Source organism: Thalassotalea sp. Sam97, assembly GCF_041379765.1.
Lineage (GTDB): Bacteria > Pseudomonadota > Gammaproteobacteria > Enterobacterales > Alteromonadaceae > Thalassotalea_A > Thalassotalea_A maritima.
The window spans coordinates 2,121,001-2,138,895 of record NZ_CP166919.1; the positions used below are offsets into that span (position 1 = coordinate 2,121,001).

At 47.3% G+C, this 17,895-nt stretch carries 9 protein-coding genes and 1 pseudogene; 5 read left to right on the top strand and 5 right to left on the bottom strand.

All coding sequences use genetic code 11. The features are described 5' to 3' along the window. Positions 1–51: 51 nt before the first annotated feature. Together ACAX20_RS09495 and ACAX20_RS09500 are read left to right on the top strand one after the other, a co-directional pair. Complete coding sequence (locus tag ACAX20_RS09495; RefSeq protein ID WP_371185734.1) at positions 52–1,515, top strand: CsiV family protein; 1,464 nt, start codon at positions 52–54, stop codon at positions 1,513–1,515. A gap of 36 nt (positions 1,516–1,551) precedes the next feature. Beyond that, the gene (locus tag ACAX20_RS09500) at positions 1,552–1,845 is read left to right on the top strand and encodes a DUF1244 domain-containing protein (RefSeq protein ID WP_371185736.1); all 294 of its coding nucleotides are present in this window, start codon (positions 1,552–1,554) and stop codon (positions 1,843–1,845) included. Between the two features lie 128 nt (positions 1,846–1,973). Here the strand turns inward: ACAX20_RS09500 and rsuA are convergent, their stop codons facing one another. Next, a complete protein-coding gene (gene rsuA, locus ACAX20_RS09505) occupies positions 1,974–2,666 on the bottom strand; it encodes a 16S rRNA pseudouridine(516) synthase RsuA (protein WP_371185738.1) in 693 nt (230 codons plus the stop codon). A gap of 221 nt (positions 2,667–2,887) precedes the next feature. Between rsuA and ACAX20_RS09510 the strand changes: the two genes are divergently transcribed. After that, positions 2,888–3,409 carry a gamma carbonic anhydrase family protein gene (locus ACAX20_RS09510; RefSeq protein WP_371185740.1) on the top strand — a complete coding sequence of 174 codons (522 nt, stop codon included), beginning with the start codon at positions 2,888–2,890 and terminating at the stop codon, positions 3,407–3,409. Between the two features lie 135 nt (positions 3,410–3,544). Here ACAX20_RS09510 and trmB read toward each other — a convergent pair whose 3' ends face one another. Continuing rightward, positions 3,545–4,270, bottom strand: coding sequence for a tRNA (guanosine(46)-N7)-methyltransferase TrmB (gene trmB / locus ACAX20_RS09515; protein WP_371185742.1), 726 nt, complete (start codon positions 4,268–4,270; stop codon positions 3,545–3,547). Between the two features lie 100 nt (positions 4,271–4,370). Continuing rightward, positions 4,371–4,715, bottom strand: coding sequence for a YggL family protein (locus tag ACAX20_RS09520; protein ID WP_371185744.1), 345 nt, complete (start codon positions 4,713–4,715; stop codon positions 4,371–4,373). Between the two features lie 243 nt (positions 4,716–4,958). Here ACAX20_RS09520 and mutY point away from each other — a divergent pair, with 243 nt between their 5' ends. Further along, complete coding sequence (gene mutY / locus ACAX20_RS09525; protein ID WP_371185746.1) at positions 4,959–6,029, top strand: A/G-specific adenine glycosylase; 1,071 nt, start codon at positions 4,959–4,961, stop codon at positions 6,027–6,029. Next, on the top strand, positions 6,019–6,291 hold the full coding sequence (locus tag ACAX20_RS09530) for an oxidative damage protection protein (protein WP_371185748.1): 273 nt from the start codon (positions 6,019–6,021) through the stop codon (positions 6,289–6,291). The genes mutY and ACAX20_RS09530 overlap by 11 nt, the downstream gene beginning before the upstream one ends. A 135-nt stretch (positions 6,292–6,426) precedes the next feature. Here the strand turns inward: ACAX20_RS09530 and ACAX20_RS09535 are convergent, their stop codons facing one another. Together ACAX20_RS09535 and ACAX20_RS09540 are read right to left on the bottom strand one after the other, a co-directional pair. After that, positions 6,427–12,534: a beta strand repeat-containing protein gene (locus tag ACAX20_RS09535; RefSeq protein ID WP_371189632.1), complete on the bottom strand. Its 6,108-nt coding sequence runs from the start codon at positions 12,532–12,534 to the stop codon at positions 6,427–6,429. A 57-nt stretch (positions 12,535–12,591) separates the two neighbouring features. Further along, positions 12,592–17,640: pseudogene (locus ACAX20_RS09540) on the bottom strand (beta strand repeat-containing protein); the annotation flags it as partial. Positions 17,641–17,895 lie beyond the last annotated feature (255 nt).

Here is a 17,895-nt window from a genome sequence, read left to right on the forward strand (position 1 = left end):
AATATGGTTGTACAATTAACAAACAAGATTAATAACAAAGGTTATTCATTGATGTTATCAAATCCAGTCCAAAAACGTTTTCGCTCTGTGCTGTGGCAGTTAACCGCGCTTAGTGCATTGATGGCCGTGGGCCTTAACGCCAAAGTCACAGCAGCAGAATCAAACCAGCGTTGGTTTGAAATCGAGGTCATCTTATTGCAACAGCTATCCGATAAAGGAGCGATGAATGAAGCGTTCGAGTCGTCACAAGTGACGCACAACGCGCTGACCAAAAAGCAACCGATTGCCTTGGTGACAAAAGAGCTCAACAAATTACTCAATCTCAAACAACAACTTGGTAATTGCCCGCCGTCATTTGTTTTACACCCCAACACGCAATCAACCGACATGACTCTAACGGCACAACAGCATCTTGAGCAAAGTGGCATTGGTTATGATTCACCTCTGGTGGCCATCAATGCCAGCACAGCGTCAGATAGTGACGTTAATGGTGAGCCTGCAAACGACGATACCACCAGTCGCATAGCGATGGTGCGTAAATTACTTAACGATGAGTCGATCAAAATTGAGGGTTACCAAGGCGCGCCAGAATTTGCTTTATACCACAATCAAACAACGACGCAAACGTCGCCAACCACTTCCGTGACAACACCATCGGCCGCAAGTGAAGGTGGCATAACCAACGGTGCCTTAACCGATACGTTAACAGATGGCTCCGCCGATGTTACGCTACCTCGAGAGTTAACCCAAAGCGATTGCCCAAGCAGCTTTAGCGATATCGAAAGTGTTGCTTCGCATTACTATCAAATTCCTCGCATTATTGTTGGCGATCAGCACCAGCACGCGAGCAGCGAATACCTGTTAACCAGCGAGCAATTGCAGCTTGCCAATATCCGTCAAGCAATGAGTCGTTCAAAAGAGTTTCGACCGGTATTGCATCTTGGGTGGCGTCAAGTCGGTAAACCATTGGCGCAAGCCAGACCAGTCAAATTAATCGCTGGTAACAATCATCTACTGGCGGCACAATCGCAACCGAATGAGCAAACCACGCTGACTCGTACCGATGCCGATAGTATCATTCGCCAGCATATCATCGAGACCATAAATGCCACACAAACGATGACCGATGCATCGCAGCAAATCGCCTTAACGGCTGAGGCTTTATCGCCGTTAGTGGATGAATCGACGATCAGCGATGCTGATATCACCCTTGCGCCGGTGATGCAAAGCAAGGTCGATGCAGCACAAGCGTTTACCTTTGATGGTTTGTTCCAAGTGCATTTAAATCATTATTTGTTCATTGACGCGTTTTTCAATGTGCTCGATAAAAACCAAGATGGTGAGACAATCACCATACCGTTTAAGCAAACTCGTCGTGTGATCAGTGGTGAAATCCATTATTTTGATCACCCTTATATGGGAATGATTGTGCAAATTCGTCGTTTTCAACCACCAAAGCATGACGATGCCATCGATGTCACAGGCACCGATGTCCACAGCAGTCTTGGTGAATAACCGCCCTTACGTCATTTAGCAACAAAGGATACTTTCATGGAAAAACAAACAGAAATTCAAGCCGCGGTATTTCGCCGGTTACTGGCTCATTTAGACGCACGTAAAGATGTTCAAAACATAGATTTGATGATTTTGGCGGGGTTTTGTCGTAATTGTTTTTCAAAATGGACAGTGGAAGAAGCCAATAAACTTGGCGTAGACGTCGACCTAGACACTGCGCGCGAGCAAGTCTACGGTATGCCATACGATGAGTGGAAAGAGAAGCATCAGTTACCGGCGACACCAGAACAGCTAGAACAATATAATAAGCTACAGCAGAAAAAAGGCTAAGTCGGTAAATGGATAAGCATGGCTCAGAGCTCGCGATAAATAACACCGTCTGAGTGCTGGTCGATGTACAAGGTCGATTGGCGAGCTTGAGCCATTAAGATATCGAAACAATGACAAGGCAGAGGTGGCTAAGATATCGAGGCTATCTCAGCTTCTGTTAAATAACGCCATTCACCTTGCGCCAATTGCGAGTCCAACTCAATATCACCAATTTGCTCTCGATGCAGGCCTATCACTCGGTTGCCAATCGCGGCAAACATGCGTTTTACCTGGTGATATTTTCCTTCGGTAATGGTCAGCAAGGCCTCTTTTTCCGATAACACCTCTAGCACCGCGGGTTTGGTCAAATTCTTTTCATTTTGCAATTGCACGCCATGCTCAAAGCGCTCTACCGCATCGGTAGGGATCGGTTTTGATAACTGCACCCGATAGCGCTTTGCACATTGCTTTTTCGGTGAGGTAATACGGTGCGACCACTGACCGTCATCGGTGATCAATACCAAACCTGTGGTGTCGGCATCCAGACGGCCAGCAATGTGCAAGTCAAAGGCGCGATCCACATCGACCAAGTGCAGAACCGATGGGTACAGCTCATCGACATTGGAGCAAATGTAATCCATTGGCTTGTGCAACATGATGTAGCGAGCTTGCAATAAACTTAACCGTTGTCCCTTAAGGCGCACGTCCGATTCTTCATAGACTTGAAAGCCAGGATCTTTTTGCACGCTGCCATCAACCGACACCGCCCCCTGTTTCAGCAATTTTTTCGCATCACTACGACTTAATTCGGTACAACGACAAAGGTATTTATCTAAACGCATCTTATTTTACAACTAATCATGAATGCGCGAATAATAGCAACAAAGCCCCTCATCGCGCCAGTATTCAGTCTCAACCGCCGATAAACATCGTGAAATCGATCTGCCCAACACCAAAAGCAAGTAAGCACCTTAGCCTGATCAGACGTTGCAATTTTGTTGAGAATTAGGGCATGATGCAACGATAACAATAATAATGACAGACGATTTTTTGAGAAAACAACATGATTTATCAACTCGACAATAAAAAGCCGCAGTTCCACGGCAATAACTTCATCGCACCAACGGCGGTGGCTATTGGTGATGTCAGCATCGCTGAAGATGTCAACATATGGTTTAACGTGGTGATCCGCGCCGATAATGATCACATCGCTATTGGTAAAGGCAGTAATATCCAAGATGGCTGTGTGCTACATGTTGATAAAGGCTACCCGATGCACATTGGTGCGCATGTTACGGTTGGTCATAAAGCCATGCTCCATGGCTGTGAAATTGGCGAAAATACCTTAATCGGTATCAATGCGGTGATCTTAAATGGCGCCCAAATTGGTAAAAACTGCATCATCGGTGCCAATGCCCTGATCCCTGAAGGGATGCAAGTACCAGACAACTCGATGGTGTTAGGTTGTCCTGGAAAAATCGTCAAGCAAGTGACCGATGAGCAACAAGCCATGTTGGCAAACGCGGCGCCACATTATGTTAAGCATGGTGAATATTATAACATTCACGGCAAAATCATCGGCTAATTATCGCATTTGATATATTTGCCGAACGAGGCCTTATTCGCCTTACTGACAAGCAAAAAGCCCAAGGTAAATACTCACCTTGGGCTTTTTATTAACAAAACAAGACACGCTGTCCTGGACACTGTCATTGCCTGATCAGTCAATGCGAGAAAATTGGATGTCCCATACGCCATGGCCCAGGTTTTGACCACGATTTTCAAATTTTGTTAACGGTCGTGAATCTGGACGAGGTACGTAATCGTTCGTGGCTGACAAGTTTTCAAAGTGCTCAGCTTGGCGCATATCATCTAACATGCACTCCGCGTAGTTTTCCCAGTCGGTCGCCATGTGGAATACACCGCCAATTTTGAGAACCTGACGCACGCTTTCAATGAATTCTGGCTTGACGATACGGCGCTTATGATGACGCGCTTTGTGCCACGGATCAGGGAAAAACAGTTGTAAGGTATCAATACTTTGCTTTGGAATACAATCCGCTAAAATTTCAATCGCGTCATGCTCGTATACACGCAAGTTGCTCACGCCTTGCGCTTCAGCCAATGCCAGGCATGAGCCGACACCTGGGCGGTGAACTTCGATACCAATGAAGTTGCGATTTGGATCGTTTTTGGCCATTTCAACCAGCGATTTCCCCATACCAAAACCGATTTCTAGGGTTACCGGGTTATCATTAGCAAAGACTTGTTTTGGATCAATCATGCCATCGCTGTGATTTAATCCCATGGTATCCCACAAGGTTTCCAAGGCACGTGCCTGACCTTTGGTTAAACGGCCTTCACGCTTTACAAAGCTACGCACTTTGCGGATATATTTGCCTTCTGCTTCGGCTTGTTCAATAGTTTTGTGATCTCTATCGCTCATCACGACTCTCTATACATCAGTTTTGGTTGATAATTTGGGGCGCATTATCTAGGTTTTGTGGTTAGAACTCAAGCTATCCGCCCGTTTATTTCGCCAGACGTTAAAAGGCCCACCATACATCGTATAGCTCTGACACCTCCACCGCAGAAACACCATTATCGGTTAACCAAGTTTTCACCGCTTGACGATGCTCATCGGTGCACTGACCAAGCTTTTGGGTACAAACAAGGCCATGCCAAACTAAATCACCTTCACCCGCAAAACCGAGACCATTGGGCTCGATAACTTCAGCAAAAAAGCGGTCGATAAACGCGTCTATATCGGCATTACTGGTCCCTTCCAAGAAGGTCCAGGCAACATCAAAACCAAGCTCTTGAAATTCATCAACGCGTAATTTTTTACGCAATCGACGACTACGGCTTTTCGCTTTATTTAATACGTTCATGTTATCTCTACCGTTATCTTGATCAGCTAATATTGCCTCTTAGTATGGCGAACAAACCGACGATTAGCCACCTTGGCAAATTGACCATTAGGTTGAATTTATATCTAATCAATCAACCTCAACCGATCCGTGAAAACCGGATTGTGCAAATAAAGCCAATCAGCAGACTTTCAAGGCGTACAGGTTTTCGCTACACTGCCCGTCTTTATGCTCTCATTACACGAATAGAGTCACGATACATTTATGTCGACATTTAGCGAACAGGTCTTAGCTTGGTACGATGAACACGGCCGAAAAGCGCTGCCTTGGCAACAACAGCAAACGCCCTATCGAGTATGGATCTCGGAAATCATGCTACAGCAAACGCAAGTAGCCACCGTTATTCCCTATTACCAGCGATTTATGGCCTCATTTCCTAGCGTGGTGGATTTAGCCAACGCGGCTGAGGATGACGTCCTGCACCATTGGACCGGGCTTGGTTATTACGCCAGAGCACGCAACTTACACAAAGCCGCTAAAGTCATTCGTGATGACTATGATGGTGAGTTTCCCACCGACATAGCGCAGGTTGTGGCATTACCAGGGATCGGTAAAAGTACCGCTGGGGCGATTTTGTCACTGAGTTTGAATCAGCATCACCCAATTTTAGATGGTAATGTTAAACGTGTATTGGCACGTTTTAACATGGTTCAAGGCTACCCAGGGCTTGCCAGTTTTGAAAAACAATTGTGGCAGCTAAGCGAGCAGGTAACCCCTGTTGCCCGAGTCGGGAATTTTAACCAAGCGATGATGGACTTAGGTGCGATGATTTGCACCCGCAGTAAACCGGCGTGTTTTCAATGCCCATTAAAAGCCGACTGCCAAGCGTTTTTTCATGAAAAACAAAAGGACTTTCCCGGCAAAAAGCCGAAAAAGGATAAACCGGTTAAATCCACCTACATGCTGCTGTTAAAACAAGGCGAGCAGGTGTTCATGTACAAGCGGCCGTCAACGGGTATTTGGGGCGGCTTATTCAGTTTTTATGAAATCGACAACCTAACACAACTTGATGACATGTTAGCGAACTTACAGTTAGTGGCCAAATCACAACACGCACTGCCCGAGTTTCGTCATACTTTTAGCCATTTTCACCTTGATATAAACGCCTTAGTGATTGATGTTGAGCCTGCAAAGGCGACATTAATTAATGAAAATCAACAACAGCTTTGGTACCATTTGCAACAACCCATGACGGTGGGCTTATCAGCACCGACTAAACTGCTGCTTGAGCAACTCACCAAATCACATACAAAAGAGAACAGTTATGAGCCGTAAAGTTTTTTGTCAGCACTTTAAAAAAGAAGATGATGGCCTTGATTTTCAATTTTACCCAGGCGATGTAGGCAAACGCATTTTTGACAACATTGGCAAAGAAGCATGGGGCATTTGGCAGAAAAAACAAACCATGTTGATCAATGAACACAAGCTGTCGATGATGAACCCTGATGATCGTAAGTTCTTAGAAGAGACCATGATTGCCTATTTATTTGAAGGTAAAGAGCCAAAAATTGAAGGCTACGTACCCGAAAGTAAATAAGCCGTCGGCAACAATAAACCATCGTCAACTGTCGATAATAAAGAGCATGCGTGATTAATATGGATTAATCACGCATGCTCTTTTTGTTTTCTCGTGGTCAATTTTATGTACGTGGTAATGCATGCTATCAATAGCCTACTGACTACCACTGACAAAACGCAACGAACTTTGCTCCATCACAAATTCAACCGTGCGCCAAGGCACTGGCATGCCGGTGAAGAATGTTTCGCCAGTATAGTTGCCGATATAACCGTCAACTTTCACCGCCATTGCTTGCACACCCGCACTCAACGATAACACGATGCTATCGCCATCTTGGTAACGGCGACCGTTAAGCAATGCCTCCAGCGCATCGGCGTTATTCAACCGTATTAGCTCTGATTGCAGCGCACCAGTTGCCGCTGATGTAAAGGTTACCGTCATGTAAAGATCAGAATTTGATAAATTGCCAAGATCAATCAACTTACCCGTTGATATTACGTTTAATGTTCCAGTTTCTTCGTTAAACGAAATGGTTGCCAGTATATTGGTTCCCGATCTCAGGGTAATAAAGTTTTGCTCTTTACGTATCGCTGCCTGTAAGGCAGCGAGCGCCGCATCCACTTCGGCTTGGGCAGCAAACGGGTCATCGATGACAAGTTGCGCTGAGTCAACAGCAGCGGAAACTTCAGCGAATGAGGTGTTGGTTAAATAGCCTTGCTCAAGGCCAAGTTGTTTTAGCGTTTGCTCTTCAATCAGCGCCGATTTATCAACGCTATCGTTCGCTGGAACAACCGTCACCGTAATAGGCGTACTCGATACCCCGCCAGCCGCTCTGGCAACGACCGTCACTGTCCCAGGATCTATACCGCGAATAACGCCAAATGAGGTTCGCACAACACTAACATCTGCCGTTTCCCAAATAATATCATTGGTGATATCTTCTGTACTGCCGTCAGAAAACACACCGATTGCGGTTAACCGTACCACTTGCTCTTCGGCTAACAATACATCGTCTTGTGACACATTAATGCCAACAAGCACCGGATTGGTTACTATCACGGTAATAGGGCTACTGATCAAATCATTTATTTGTGCCGATACCGTTGATTGTGATAGCTCAAGGCCAGTGATCAAACCATCACCATAAATTACGAAGGCATTTGGATCACTTTGCACCCATGATACATATTGGGTCACAGGATACACGCGGCCATCGCTAAGCACACCGGTAGCCGTAACAAACCGACTATAAGTAAGCGGTACTACCAGTAGTTCTGGTTGTAATATCAACTCTTCGAGTGTCGCATTATTCACGGATATTAACGCGTCATTACTGCTAATCCCAGCCGCATTCGCGTTAATCACGGCCCCCCCCTCAGCAATAGCACTGACTAATCCTTCTCGACTCACGGTAGCGACGCGTGTGTCGCTCGATATCCATGAAACCGTCGGAGTGATCTCATAGCTTGTACCATCAGTAAAAATGCCAGTGGCTGTCAGCTGCACCTGATAACCTTTTGCAACCGTTCGCTGCTCTGGGGTGACGTGAATACGTGACAGCTCGGGTCTAGTTACAGTTAAAGGGTATGGCACACTAGACACTGCACCTATGGTTGCGGTTACCGAAACGTTACCAACGTTTTTGGCATTGAAGGTACCATCAGCATCGACACTAGCAATATTCACATTTGACGATACCCAGCTAACAAACGGTGAAATATCATAGCTCGAATCATCGCTGAGTATTGCTGTTGCTTGCAACTTGGTTGTTAACCCTCGGGGGATAACCGCCAGGTCTGATTTAACCTTAATCTCCACCAACTCAGCTTCTGTCACCGTTAGGGTCAAGTTAGCACTGTCGATACCGGCAAAACTGGCGATAATATTGGCCACACCTGCCTCAGCACTCACCGCTTCGCCTGTCAGGGTAACTTGGATCACGTCAATATTATCGGACTTCCAGCTAACAAGGTCAGTAACGTTTAGGCTACGATCATCACTAAATATTGCCTGTGCATTTAATTGCGTAGAATAGCCCTTAATCAGCGTCGTTTGTTGCGCACTTATCTGTACCGCAACCACCTCAGCTTCGCTGATGGTTATATTAATAACGTTACTGATATAACCAAACCTCTCTGCTGTAACAAGGACATTGCCAACCCCAGTCGCTGTTAGCAATCCGTTAGAGTCAACGTTAGCCAAACTCGGATCATTAACCTCCCAATAGACAAAATCGCTAATATCAAAGGTTGACCCATCACTAAACACGCCCAACGCCGTTAATTGAGTAGTAAATCCATTGCCTAAGACATTATCCTTCGCACTTGCCTGAATCGACTGTAGTACAGCATCTGAGACACTAATCGGAAGCGCATTACTGGTGACCCCAAGGTATCGTGCAGTCACCGTCACATCACCCACCTTAATAGCGGATAACACACCGTTTTCGGAGATCGTTGCAATGTTTAAATTGCTAGAACGCCATGTAACAAAATCAGTAACCTCATAGGTTGTACCGTTGCTGAAAATACCTGTTGCTGTTAATTGAGTTTTCAAACCTTCGGATATTTCGGTTTCTTCGGATGTCACTTGAATTGAGGTAAGAATTGCTTCGACAATTTGTATGGTTAATGTATTACTGGTTAAGCCTCGACCACTGGCAGAAAGCGTTATGCGACCAGAACTTTTCGCTGTTAACACCCCTTGCTCACTAATACTAGCGAGTTTTACATCGAGCAAGTTCCATTCGACATATTCGGTGATATCAAAGGTCAACCCATCACTAAACAAGCCTATTGCTGTAAGTTGCGTATTTAAGCCCTCAGCAATTATGCTATCTTCAACGCTAATCTGCACTTGCACTAATGCCGCTGTCGTTACTGATATCGTCACCGAGTTACTGAATATACCATCTAACTCCGCAGATATTGCTGTACCACCGACGCTCAGGCTGATGACCTCGCCGCCGGGAATAACGGTCACGACGTCGCTGTTACTCGAGTACCAAGTCACAGCCTCGGTGAAGTTGTATTGCGTTCCATCGCTTAAAATCGCAATAGCCGTCATTTGGGTATCAAAACCATTGGCCAGCGTCGTGTTCGCCGCGGTGATCTGCAGTGACGCTAACCTTGCCTCGGCCACTGACAAAGCCAAATCATTACTGTCAATAGCGCCAAGTGACGCCGTAATTGTAGTCTCGCCCACAGCAAGAGCCGTTAACACGCCGGTGTCACTAATGGCCGCTATCGTTGGATCGGTTATTGCCCACAACACAGAATCACTGATATTGGTACTCGATTCATCACTGAAATAACCTATCGCCGTTAAGGAGGTCGTCAAACCTAGTGCCAAACGACTTTCATCTGCCGTCACTTGAATACTGACAAGCGCTGCACTAGTCACGGAGATCAAAAGTGCCTCACTTTGTACACCACTGACTTCGGCCGTCACCGAGACCCCACCGCTGTTATTACCAGTAAGCACGCCATCGCCATCAATACTGGCTATCAAGCCATCGCTGCTGGCCCATTGCACATCGGTATTGCTCATCACCTTGCTGGTACCATCGCTCAATATCGCCGTGGCGGTTAATTGCGTGGTGTAGCCTTTGGCAATGCTAGGCTGAGTTGCCGTCACTTGGATTTCACTTAATGTCGCATCGGTAATTCTAATGCTAACGGGGACACTGCTCAGAGTATCGACACTGGCAGTCACGGCCACCGTGCCAACAGCCTGCGCCGATAACACACCACCACGCGCAACCGTTGCGAGCGCACTATTGGACGATGACCAGGTCACAATATCGGTGATATCAACACTGGAGCCATCACTGAATGACCCCAACGCGGTTAATTGGGTACTTAGCCCTTTAGCGAGAGCCGTATCATCTGCGCTAACCGAGATCCCAGTTAACACCGCATTACTCACCGATATCACCACGGCATTACTGGTTAAGCCAGCAAGCTCAGCCGTCACCGATGCGCCGCCGCTGTTATTGCCTTTGAGTAAGCCACTGTCATCAATGGTGGCAACCGCTCCATCACTGCTACGCCATATGACCGCCCCTGTCACATCGTATTTTTTGCCATCGCTTAACACCGCGGTAGCGGTGAGCTGTGTGGTTAAACCTTTGCTGATTTGTGTGCTCGCGGCAGTGACTTGGATCGCCGCTAACGTTGCTTCACTGATCAAAATATCAAGCGCATTACTGCTGATACCGTCAAGTTGGGCCGTTACCCTAACATTCCCTAAACCCGAAGCGGTTATCACACCACCGCCATCAATGGTGGCGGTGTCGGTATTCGACGACAGCCAGGAAACAAAACGGGTGATCACATAGCTATTACCATCACTGAATACGCCCGTTGCCGTTAATTGCGCACTCGTCCCGGTTGCCAACTCGGTTACTGGTGACGAGATGATTATCTCCGTTAGCACCGCATCACTGACTGCGATCGCTAAAGCATTACTGATCACCCCTGCTACCGCAGTGACCTCGGCGGTAATTGATACATCACCCGCCAAATTACCGGTGACGATACCATCGGCATCGACACTGGCTATCGTCGGATCGCTGCTTTGCCATACCACGTATTGGCTAATGTCGTAGGTTTTGCCATCGCTTAACGTGCCGATAGCAGTAAGCTCTGTCGTTACACCTATCGCTATACTAGGATCGACTGCGCTGATTTGGATGTCAGTTAATGTCGCTTCATTAACCGATATCAGCAGCTGATTACTGCCAATCTGTTCAAGGGTTGCCGTCACCGTCACATCACCAATGGCAATGCCGGTTAACTGACCATTTTTATCAATCGTTGCAATATTGGTATTTGACGACAACCATGTGACAAAATTACTGATATCAAGCGAGCTGCCGTCACTAAATAAACCGAGTGCGGTTAATTGACTGTTAAAGCCCTTAGAGACTGACGTTGGATTGGCGGTTATGTCTATCCCCACTAAGGTGGCCTCGGTGATCGCCACCGACACGTCATTACTGGTGAGACCTAAAGCGCTTGCGGTAAATGACGCGAGCCCTGAGGCAACGCCTGTGATCTCGCCACTGGCACTCACTGTCGCTAATGACGCATCACTGCTACGCCACGCGACATCACCGCTGATATCCGCGTTTGTACCATCACTGAATTGCCCTATTGCCGTTAATTGCGTCGTCAACCCTTTGGCAATACTGCTTTGTGTTGAAGTCACTTGAATGCCGATAAGTGTCGCTTCATTGACAAAAATCGTCAGGGCATTGCTGCTTACCCCGCCCAAATTCGCGCTCAGGGTTGTACTGCCGATGGCCTTAGCGATGACCACGCCGTTATCATTAACACTGAGCGTCGCAGGATCTGACGATAACCAGTTAACGAAATCGCTGATCTCCAAAATCGAGCCATCGCTAAACTCACCCATGGCCGTTAAGGATGTAGTAAAGCCCACAGGCAAGCTTACCTTAGTTGGCGTAATTTGAATGCGGGTTAATGTGGCATCGATGATGGCGACCGCCACCTCGTTACTGTTAACACCGGAGAAACTGGCACTAAACAAACCTAAGCCTTGGCTAACCCCACTCACGTCACCATCCAGGCTCACCGACGCTATCGATGTATCAATGCTACGCCACGCCACATCGGCGCTGATATCCGCTGTGCTACCATCACTAAATTCGCCTATCGCCGTAAGTTGTGTTGTCACCCCGAGGGCAATACTTGAATTGACTGCGCTGACTTGAATGGAAATTAACGTGGCATCAGCGACTGAGATAGCCACCACATTACTGCTCACAGTACCGACCGTCGCCCGAATGTTGGTATCCCCCACCGCCAAAGCATTGACCACACCCGTACTGTCAACACTGGCAACGGTTAAGTCCGAAGATAGCCAATCAACATTGGCGGTAACATCAGCATTCGTGCCATCACTAAATTGGCCGATGGCGGTGAGCTGAGTGGTAAAACCTATCGCTAACGGTGATGTTATGCCAGACACTTGAATGCCCGTGAGCTGCGCATCTGTGATGGCAACCGGCACGTCATTGCTGCTAAGACCAGATAGGCTTGCGGTAAATACACCAAGCCCTTGGGCAGCGCCGCTGACTTGCCCATCAAGGCTTACCGTCGCAATGGCTGTGTCACCACTTTGCCAAGCAACATCACCACTGATATCGGCTGTGGTGCCATCACTGAATTGGCCTATCGCCGTTAATTGGGTTGTCACCCCAAGGGCTATACTTGACTGAGCGGCGCTGACTTGAATTGACGTTAAAGTGGCATCCGATACCGCAATGGTAAGCACATTACTGGTCACGTCTGCTAAATTAGCACTAACACTCGCACTCCCCAGTGCGTTGGCCGTCGCTAGACCACTAATACCAACACCGACAGTCGCCGTGTTTGACGAGAGCCAAGTGACGTAATCGGTAATGTCGTAAAGTGAACCATCGCTAAATTCACCAATAGCTGTTAACTGGGTGTCAAAACCAACAGCCAAACTGATTTTAGGCTGGGTGATTTGAATACTGGTTAATGTCGCATCGGTGATTGCAATCGCTACATCATTGCTCATGACACCTGAGCTAATAGCCGTCAAGATGGCAAGGCCACTGTTAATTCCTGAAACCTCGCCCGTTACGCTCACCGTAGCAATATCAACGGCATCGCTGCGCCATGATACCGTGTCGGTAATATCTATCCGCGTACCATCACTAAATACGCCAACAGCGTTTAACTGGGTGCTAAAGCCTTTGGCAATATTGCGTTCAGCGGCTGTGACGTCAACCGCCACCAGTGTGGCGTCAACCACACTGATTGGTAATAAATTACTGCTCAACTGACCCAATGAGGCGGTAATAATCACGTTACCAACAGAGCTTGCGCTAAGTTTCCCAGCGAGATCGACCGTTGCAATCGATGCCTTTGAAGACAACCACGTGACACGCTCAGTAATATCGTCACTTGAACCGTCACTAAATTGGCCAATCGCTGTCAATTGCGTGCTAAACCCTTGGGCAATTTGGCTGTCATTGGCGCTGATTTGAATCGCCGTTAACGCCGCACTGGTCACCGCAATCGGCACTTGATTACTGCTGATCTCTAAAACACTTGCCGTTAATAAGGCAAGCCCGCTATCGACGCCTCTGACTTCTCCTGATTCATTCACCGTAGCGATGGCACTATCATTACTGAGCCAAGACACCGAATCACTGATATCGGTACTCGAACCATCGCTGAATACGCCAATAGCTGAAAGCTGAGCCGTGAAGCCTTTGGCAATACTGCTATGGGTTGTGCTGACTTGAATCGCTGTTAACGTGGCATCCATTACAGATATCGCAAGGTCATTACTGATGACTTGCTCAATTGATGCTGTGACTGTGACATCACCCACGGCATTAGCACTCAGCAAACCGCTTTTATCTGCACTGGCAATATTGGTAGCCGATGATAACCAATTGACATTATTGGTCACATCGTAGCTTGAGCCGTCACTGAATTGGCCAATGGCCGTCAGTTGTGTGTTAAATCCTTGCGCTAGTTGACTATCATTAGAAGTAATTTGAATCGCTATCAAGGCGGCACTGGTCACCGCAATCGGCACCTCGTTACTCACTATGCCAGCAACACTTGCTGTCAGCAGCGCAAGGCCAGTATCGATACCGCTGACTTCACCGCTAAGGCTTACCGTAGCAACAGCCGCATCATTACTGAGCCAGGACACTGAATCACTGATATCCGCGCTTGAACCATCGCTAAATACGCCTATGGCTGATAATTGGCTGGTAACCCCTTTGGCAATGCTACTTTCTGACGCACTCACTTGGATCGAAGTTAAGCTCGCATCCACCACAGACATCGCAAAGCCATTGCTGGTCACTTGATCTATTGTCGCTGTAACGGTGACATCACCCACGGCATTGGCGGTCAGTAAGCCCACCATGTCCACAGAGGCGATGGTTGCATCCGATGAGAGCCAATTAACATTATTAGTAATATCATAGCTTGAGCCATCACTGAATTGGCCGATTGCGCTATATTGGGTACTAAAGCCTTGTGCCAGTTGACTGTCATTGGCGCTGACTTGTATGGCCGTTAAGGCCGCGTTGGTAACCGCTATGGGTAACTCATTACTACTCACACCAGCAACATTTGCGCTTAACAGCGCAAGCCCCGTTCCAACACCACTCGCTTCACCTGAAATACTTACCGTTGCGACGTTGACATCATTACTTCGCCAAGAAACATATGTGCTGATATCGTAACTAGAGCCGTCACTAAATACGCCAATCGCGGTTAACTGACTGGTGATACCTTTAGCAATACTGCTCTGATTGGCTGTCACTTGTATCGCCGTTAACGTCGCATCGACCACAGAAATCGCCAACACCGGACTACTCGCTTGTTCAAGCGATGCCGTCACCGTCATATTACCGACAGCATTGGCAGTGAGCACGCCAGAGCTATCAACCGTGGCAATGCTAGTATTGGAAGACAGCCAGTTGACATAGTCGGTAATATCAAAGCTAGAGCCGTCGCTAAATAAGCCAATCGCGGTTAGCTGCGTCGTAAACCCTTGCGCTAGTTGACTATCATTCGAGCTAATTTGAATACCCGTTAACGTTGCCGTTGTCACGGCAACAGGCGCAGCATTACTGGTCACCCCTGCCACATTTGCAGTAAATAACGCGAGCCCAGTGTCGACACCGCTGACTTCGCCTAGCTCATTCACTGTCGCTACATTTATGTCGCTACTGCGCCATGAAACACTTTCACTAATGTCATACGTTGTGCCGTCACTGAGCACACCCAGTGCCGTTAATTGGCTGGTGAAGCCTTTGGCAATACTACTCTGTGTTGAACTGACTTGGATAGAGGTTAATGTCGCCTCGCTAACCGATACGAACACACTGTTGCTGTTAATTTGTGCAAGTGTTGCGCTAATGCTGGCATCACCAACGTCAAGCGCTGTAACACGGCTCGAGGTATCGATCGAAACAACATCAAGTGCACTGTTTTGCCAGTTAACATAGGGAGTTATATCAAATGTCGAGCCATCACTAAACAGGCCGATTGCCGTTAACTGACTCGTAAAGCCCCTAGCAAGTTGATTGACTGATATACTCACTTGTATCTGTTGCAGTGCAGCTTCAGTTACCGAAACAAGTACGCTGTTACTTTGCACACCGATAACTTGCGCCGAAATATTGCTACCTCCCGAAGCTACCCCCGTGACCAGCCCTTGTTGATCAACAGTGGCAACGCTAAGTTCGCTGGATTTCCAGGTAACCTGATCGGTGATATCAACTGAGGATCCATCACTGAAAATACCGATAGCCGTCAATGACGTTGTCAGACCTTTAGCAATAGCACTCTTTGTTACAGACACTTGGATGGCGGTTAACACCGCATCGCCAACCGTGATAGTTAGTTGATTACTTGTGACAGTATCGATAGAGGCACTGACAATAACCTCTCCTGACTCTATCGCCAATAGTCTGCCATCTTGACTTATCGTCACAGCATCCGTGTTACTCGTCTGCCAGCTGACCTCGGTGGTTAAATCGAACGTTGAGCCGTCATCATACTCACCAATCGCCTTCAGTACCGTGCCATATCCTTTGTTTAGGGTGTTGTCTTGAGCAGTAATTTGTAACCGAACTAAGGCCGGATCAGTGACGCCTAATTCAAGTGCATTACTGCCGACACGCCCCAGACTTGCGGTGATAACCCCGGAGCCAACGCCAACCCCCGTAACCTCGCCCTTTGCATCAACGACCAACACATCAAGTGCGCTTGATCGCCAATCAACACTGCTACTGATATCCAGCACGCTACCGCCACTGTATGTCCCTATAGCCGTTAACGAGGAGCTAAGTCCTAAAGCAAGGTTGTTTTGTTGGGCATTAATAACGATAGAGGTCAACACTTCATCTGCCACCGATATTGTTGCTACACTACTGCTCACCTCTGCCACCTGAGCGATAATCTCTGCTTGCCCTGCTTGAGCGCCTTGAATTTCACCGGCAGCATTTACCGTGACAATATTGGCGTCACTCGAACGCCAGCCAACACCGTTAGATAGGTCAAAACTTGAGCCGTCACTGAAAATACCGGTTGCGACGAGCGGGTAACGCACACCGAGCGGTAAGCGCAATTCTGCGGGGGTCAGTTGTATCGTGACTAATGCCGCATTGGTGATTGAAAACACAACAGCATTACTGTCAACGCCGTTTAAGCTCGCTGACACTAACGCGCCACCAACAGACAAGCCTACCAGCGCATTATTCGCATCAATAATGGCGGCATCAAGATTATCGGAATACCATTGAACATCGTCGCTAATATCTACTGATGAACCGTCACTATAAATACCTATAGCAGTTAAAGGCACACGAAAGCCCTTAGCAACAGTGCGCTCAGTGGCGCTTAACTGGATACGGGTTAAGGTCGCATCGGTAATGGTTAATGGCCATGTGTTGCTCGTTGCACCGTCTAATTGCGCACTAACAACCACATCGCCAGTATTGGTGGCTGTGAGCACGCCCGACTCGTCGATGGATGCAAGTGATGTGTTATCGACCGCCCAATTAACATATTGGGTAATATCAAACGTTGAGCCATCGCTAAATATCCCTGTTGCCGCGAATGCCGTGGTTAGTCCTTGAGCAACACTGCTTTGCGCGGATGTCACCTGAATGTCAGTTAACTCAGCATCTGTTACCGAAATAAGCAAGGCATTACTGGTGATCGCATCAACGGTTGCAGTCACCGTCATCCCCCCTGTGCCGACGCTGGTTAATATGCCTGTATCGTCAACCGTTGCCACCGTCGTGTCACTTGATGTCCAAATAACATAATCACTGATGTCATAAACTGAGCCATCACTTAAAATACCGGTTGCGGTGAGTGATGTAGTAAAGCCGTTCGCAAGCCGCGTCTGCGCAGCTTGCACTTGAATGGCAAGCAAACTTACCGCATTGACATGAACATCAATGCTGTTACTGACTATGTCTTCAAGGCTTGCCGTTAAGGTGCTACTCCCCACCGCAAGGCTATTTAATGAACCTTCCACACTAATTTGTGCAACAGTTTCATCCGTTAATCGCCAAGACACCTGTGAGGTAACATTTTTGATTAACCCTTGTGCACTGACCCCGTAGGCTTCAAAGGCAACGACGGCACCAACACCAAGGTCAATGCGGTCTGATCCGGCAACGTTAAATTGACTGGGAATAATATGTAATTTAACGACATCAATGTCAGTTGCGCTAACAACGATGTTTTGCTTGATAACAACGGTATTGCTGTCTTTACAGCCCAATAAACACAATACCAGGATAAAAATTCTAAGAAGGGTTGACCACATGTTGCTTGTTATTCTCCATGCTAAACGTTTGCTTAGCGCAAAGCGTCAATCACGACAACCGGCTACTTACCTCATCTCATGGACATGAATAACGTCTCGATAGCATGCCAAGCACGAGCTTGAGAGGAAATAATCACAGTGTCGTCAATGTCTGTGTAAAACATTCTTAGATGCCACAAAGATAGGGAACTTTGGCACGTAAAGGCAGTAATGTTTTCTTATTAAAACAAATATAGTACAAATTCTGAGGATGTT

What these genes read in the sequence shown, in the direction of transcription:
- ACAX20_RS09495 (WP_371185734.1), top strand. Translation starts at nt 52, where the DNA reads ATGTTATCAAATCCAGTCCAAAAACGTTTTCGCTCTGTGCTGTGGCAG.
- ACAX20_RS09500 (WP_371185736.1), top strand. Translation starts at nt 1,552, where the DNA reads ATGGAAAAACAAACAGAAATTCAAGCCGCGGTATTTCGCCGGTTACTG.
- rsuA (WP_371185738.1), bottom strand. Translation starts at nt 2,666, where the DNA reads ATGCGTTTAGATAAATACCTTTGTCGTTGTACCGAATTAAGTCGTAGT.
- ACAX20_RS09510 (WP_371185740.1), top strand. Translation starts at nt 2,888, where the DNA reads ATGATTTATCAACTCGACAATAAAAAGCCGCAGTTCCACGGCAATAAC.
- trmB (WP_371185742.1), bottom strand. Translation starts at nt 4,270, where the DNA reads ATGAGCGATAGAGATCACAAAACTATTGAACAAGCCGAAGCAGAAGGC.
- ACAX20_RS09520 (WP_371185744.1), bottom strand. Translation starts at nt 4,715, where the DNA reads ATGAACGTATTAAATAAAGCGAAAAGCCGTAGTCGTCGATTGCGTAAA.
- mutY (WP_371185746.1), top strand. Translation starts at nt 4,959, where the DNA reads ATGTCGACATTTAGCGAACAGGTCTTAGCTTGGTACGATGAACACGGC.
- ACAX20_RS09530 (WP_371185748.1), top strand. Translation starts at nt 6,019, where the DNA reads ATGAGCCGTAAAGTTTTTTGTCAGCACTTTAAAAAAGAAGATGATGGC.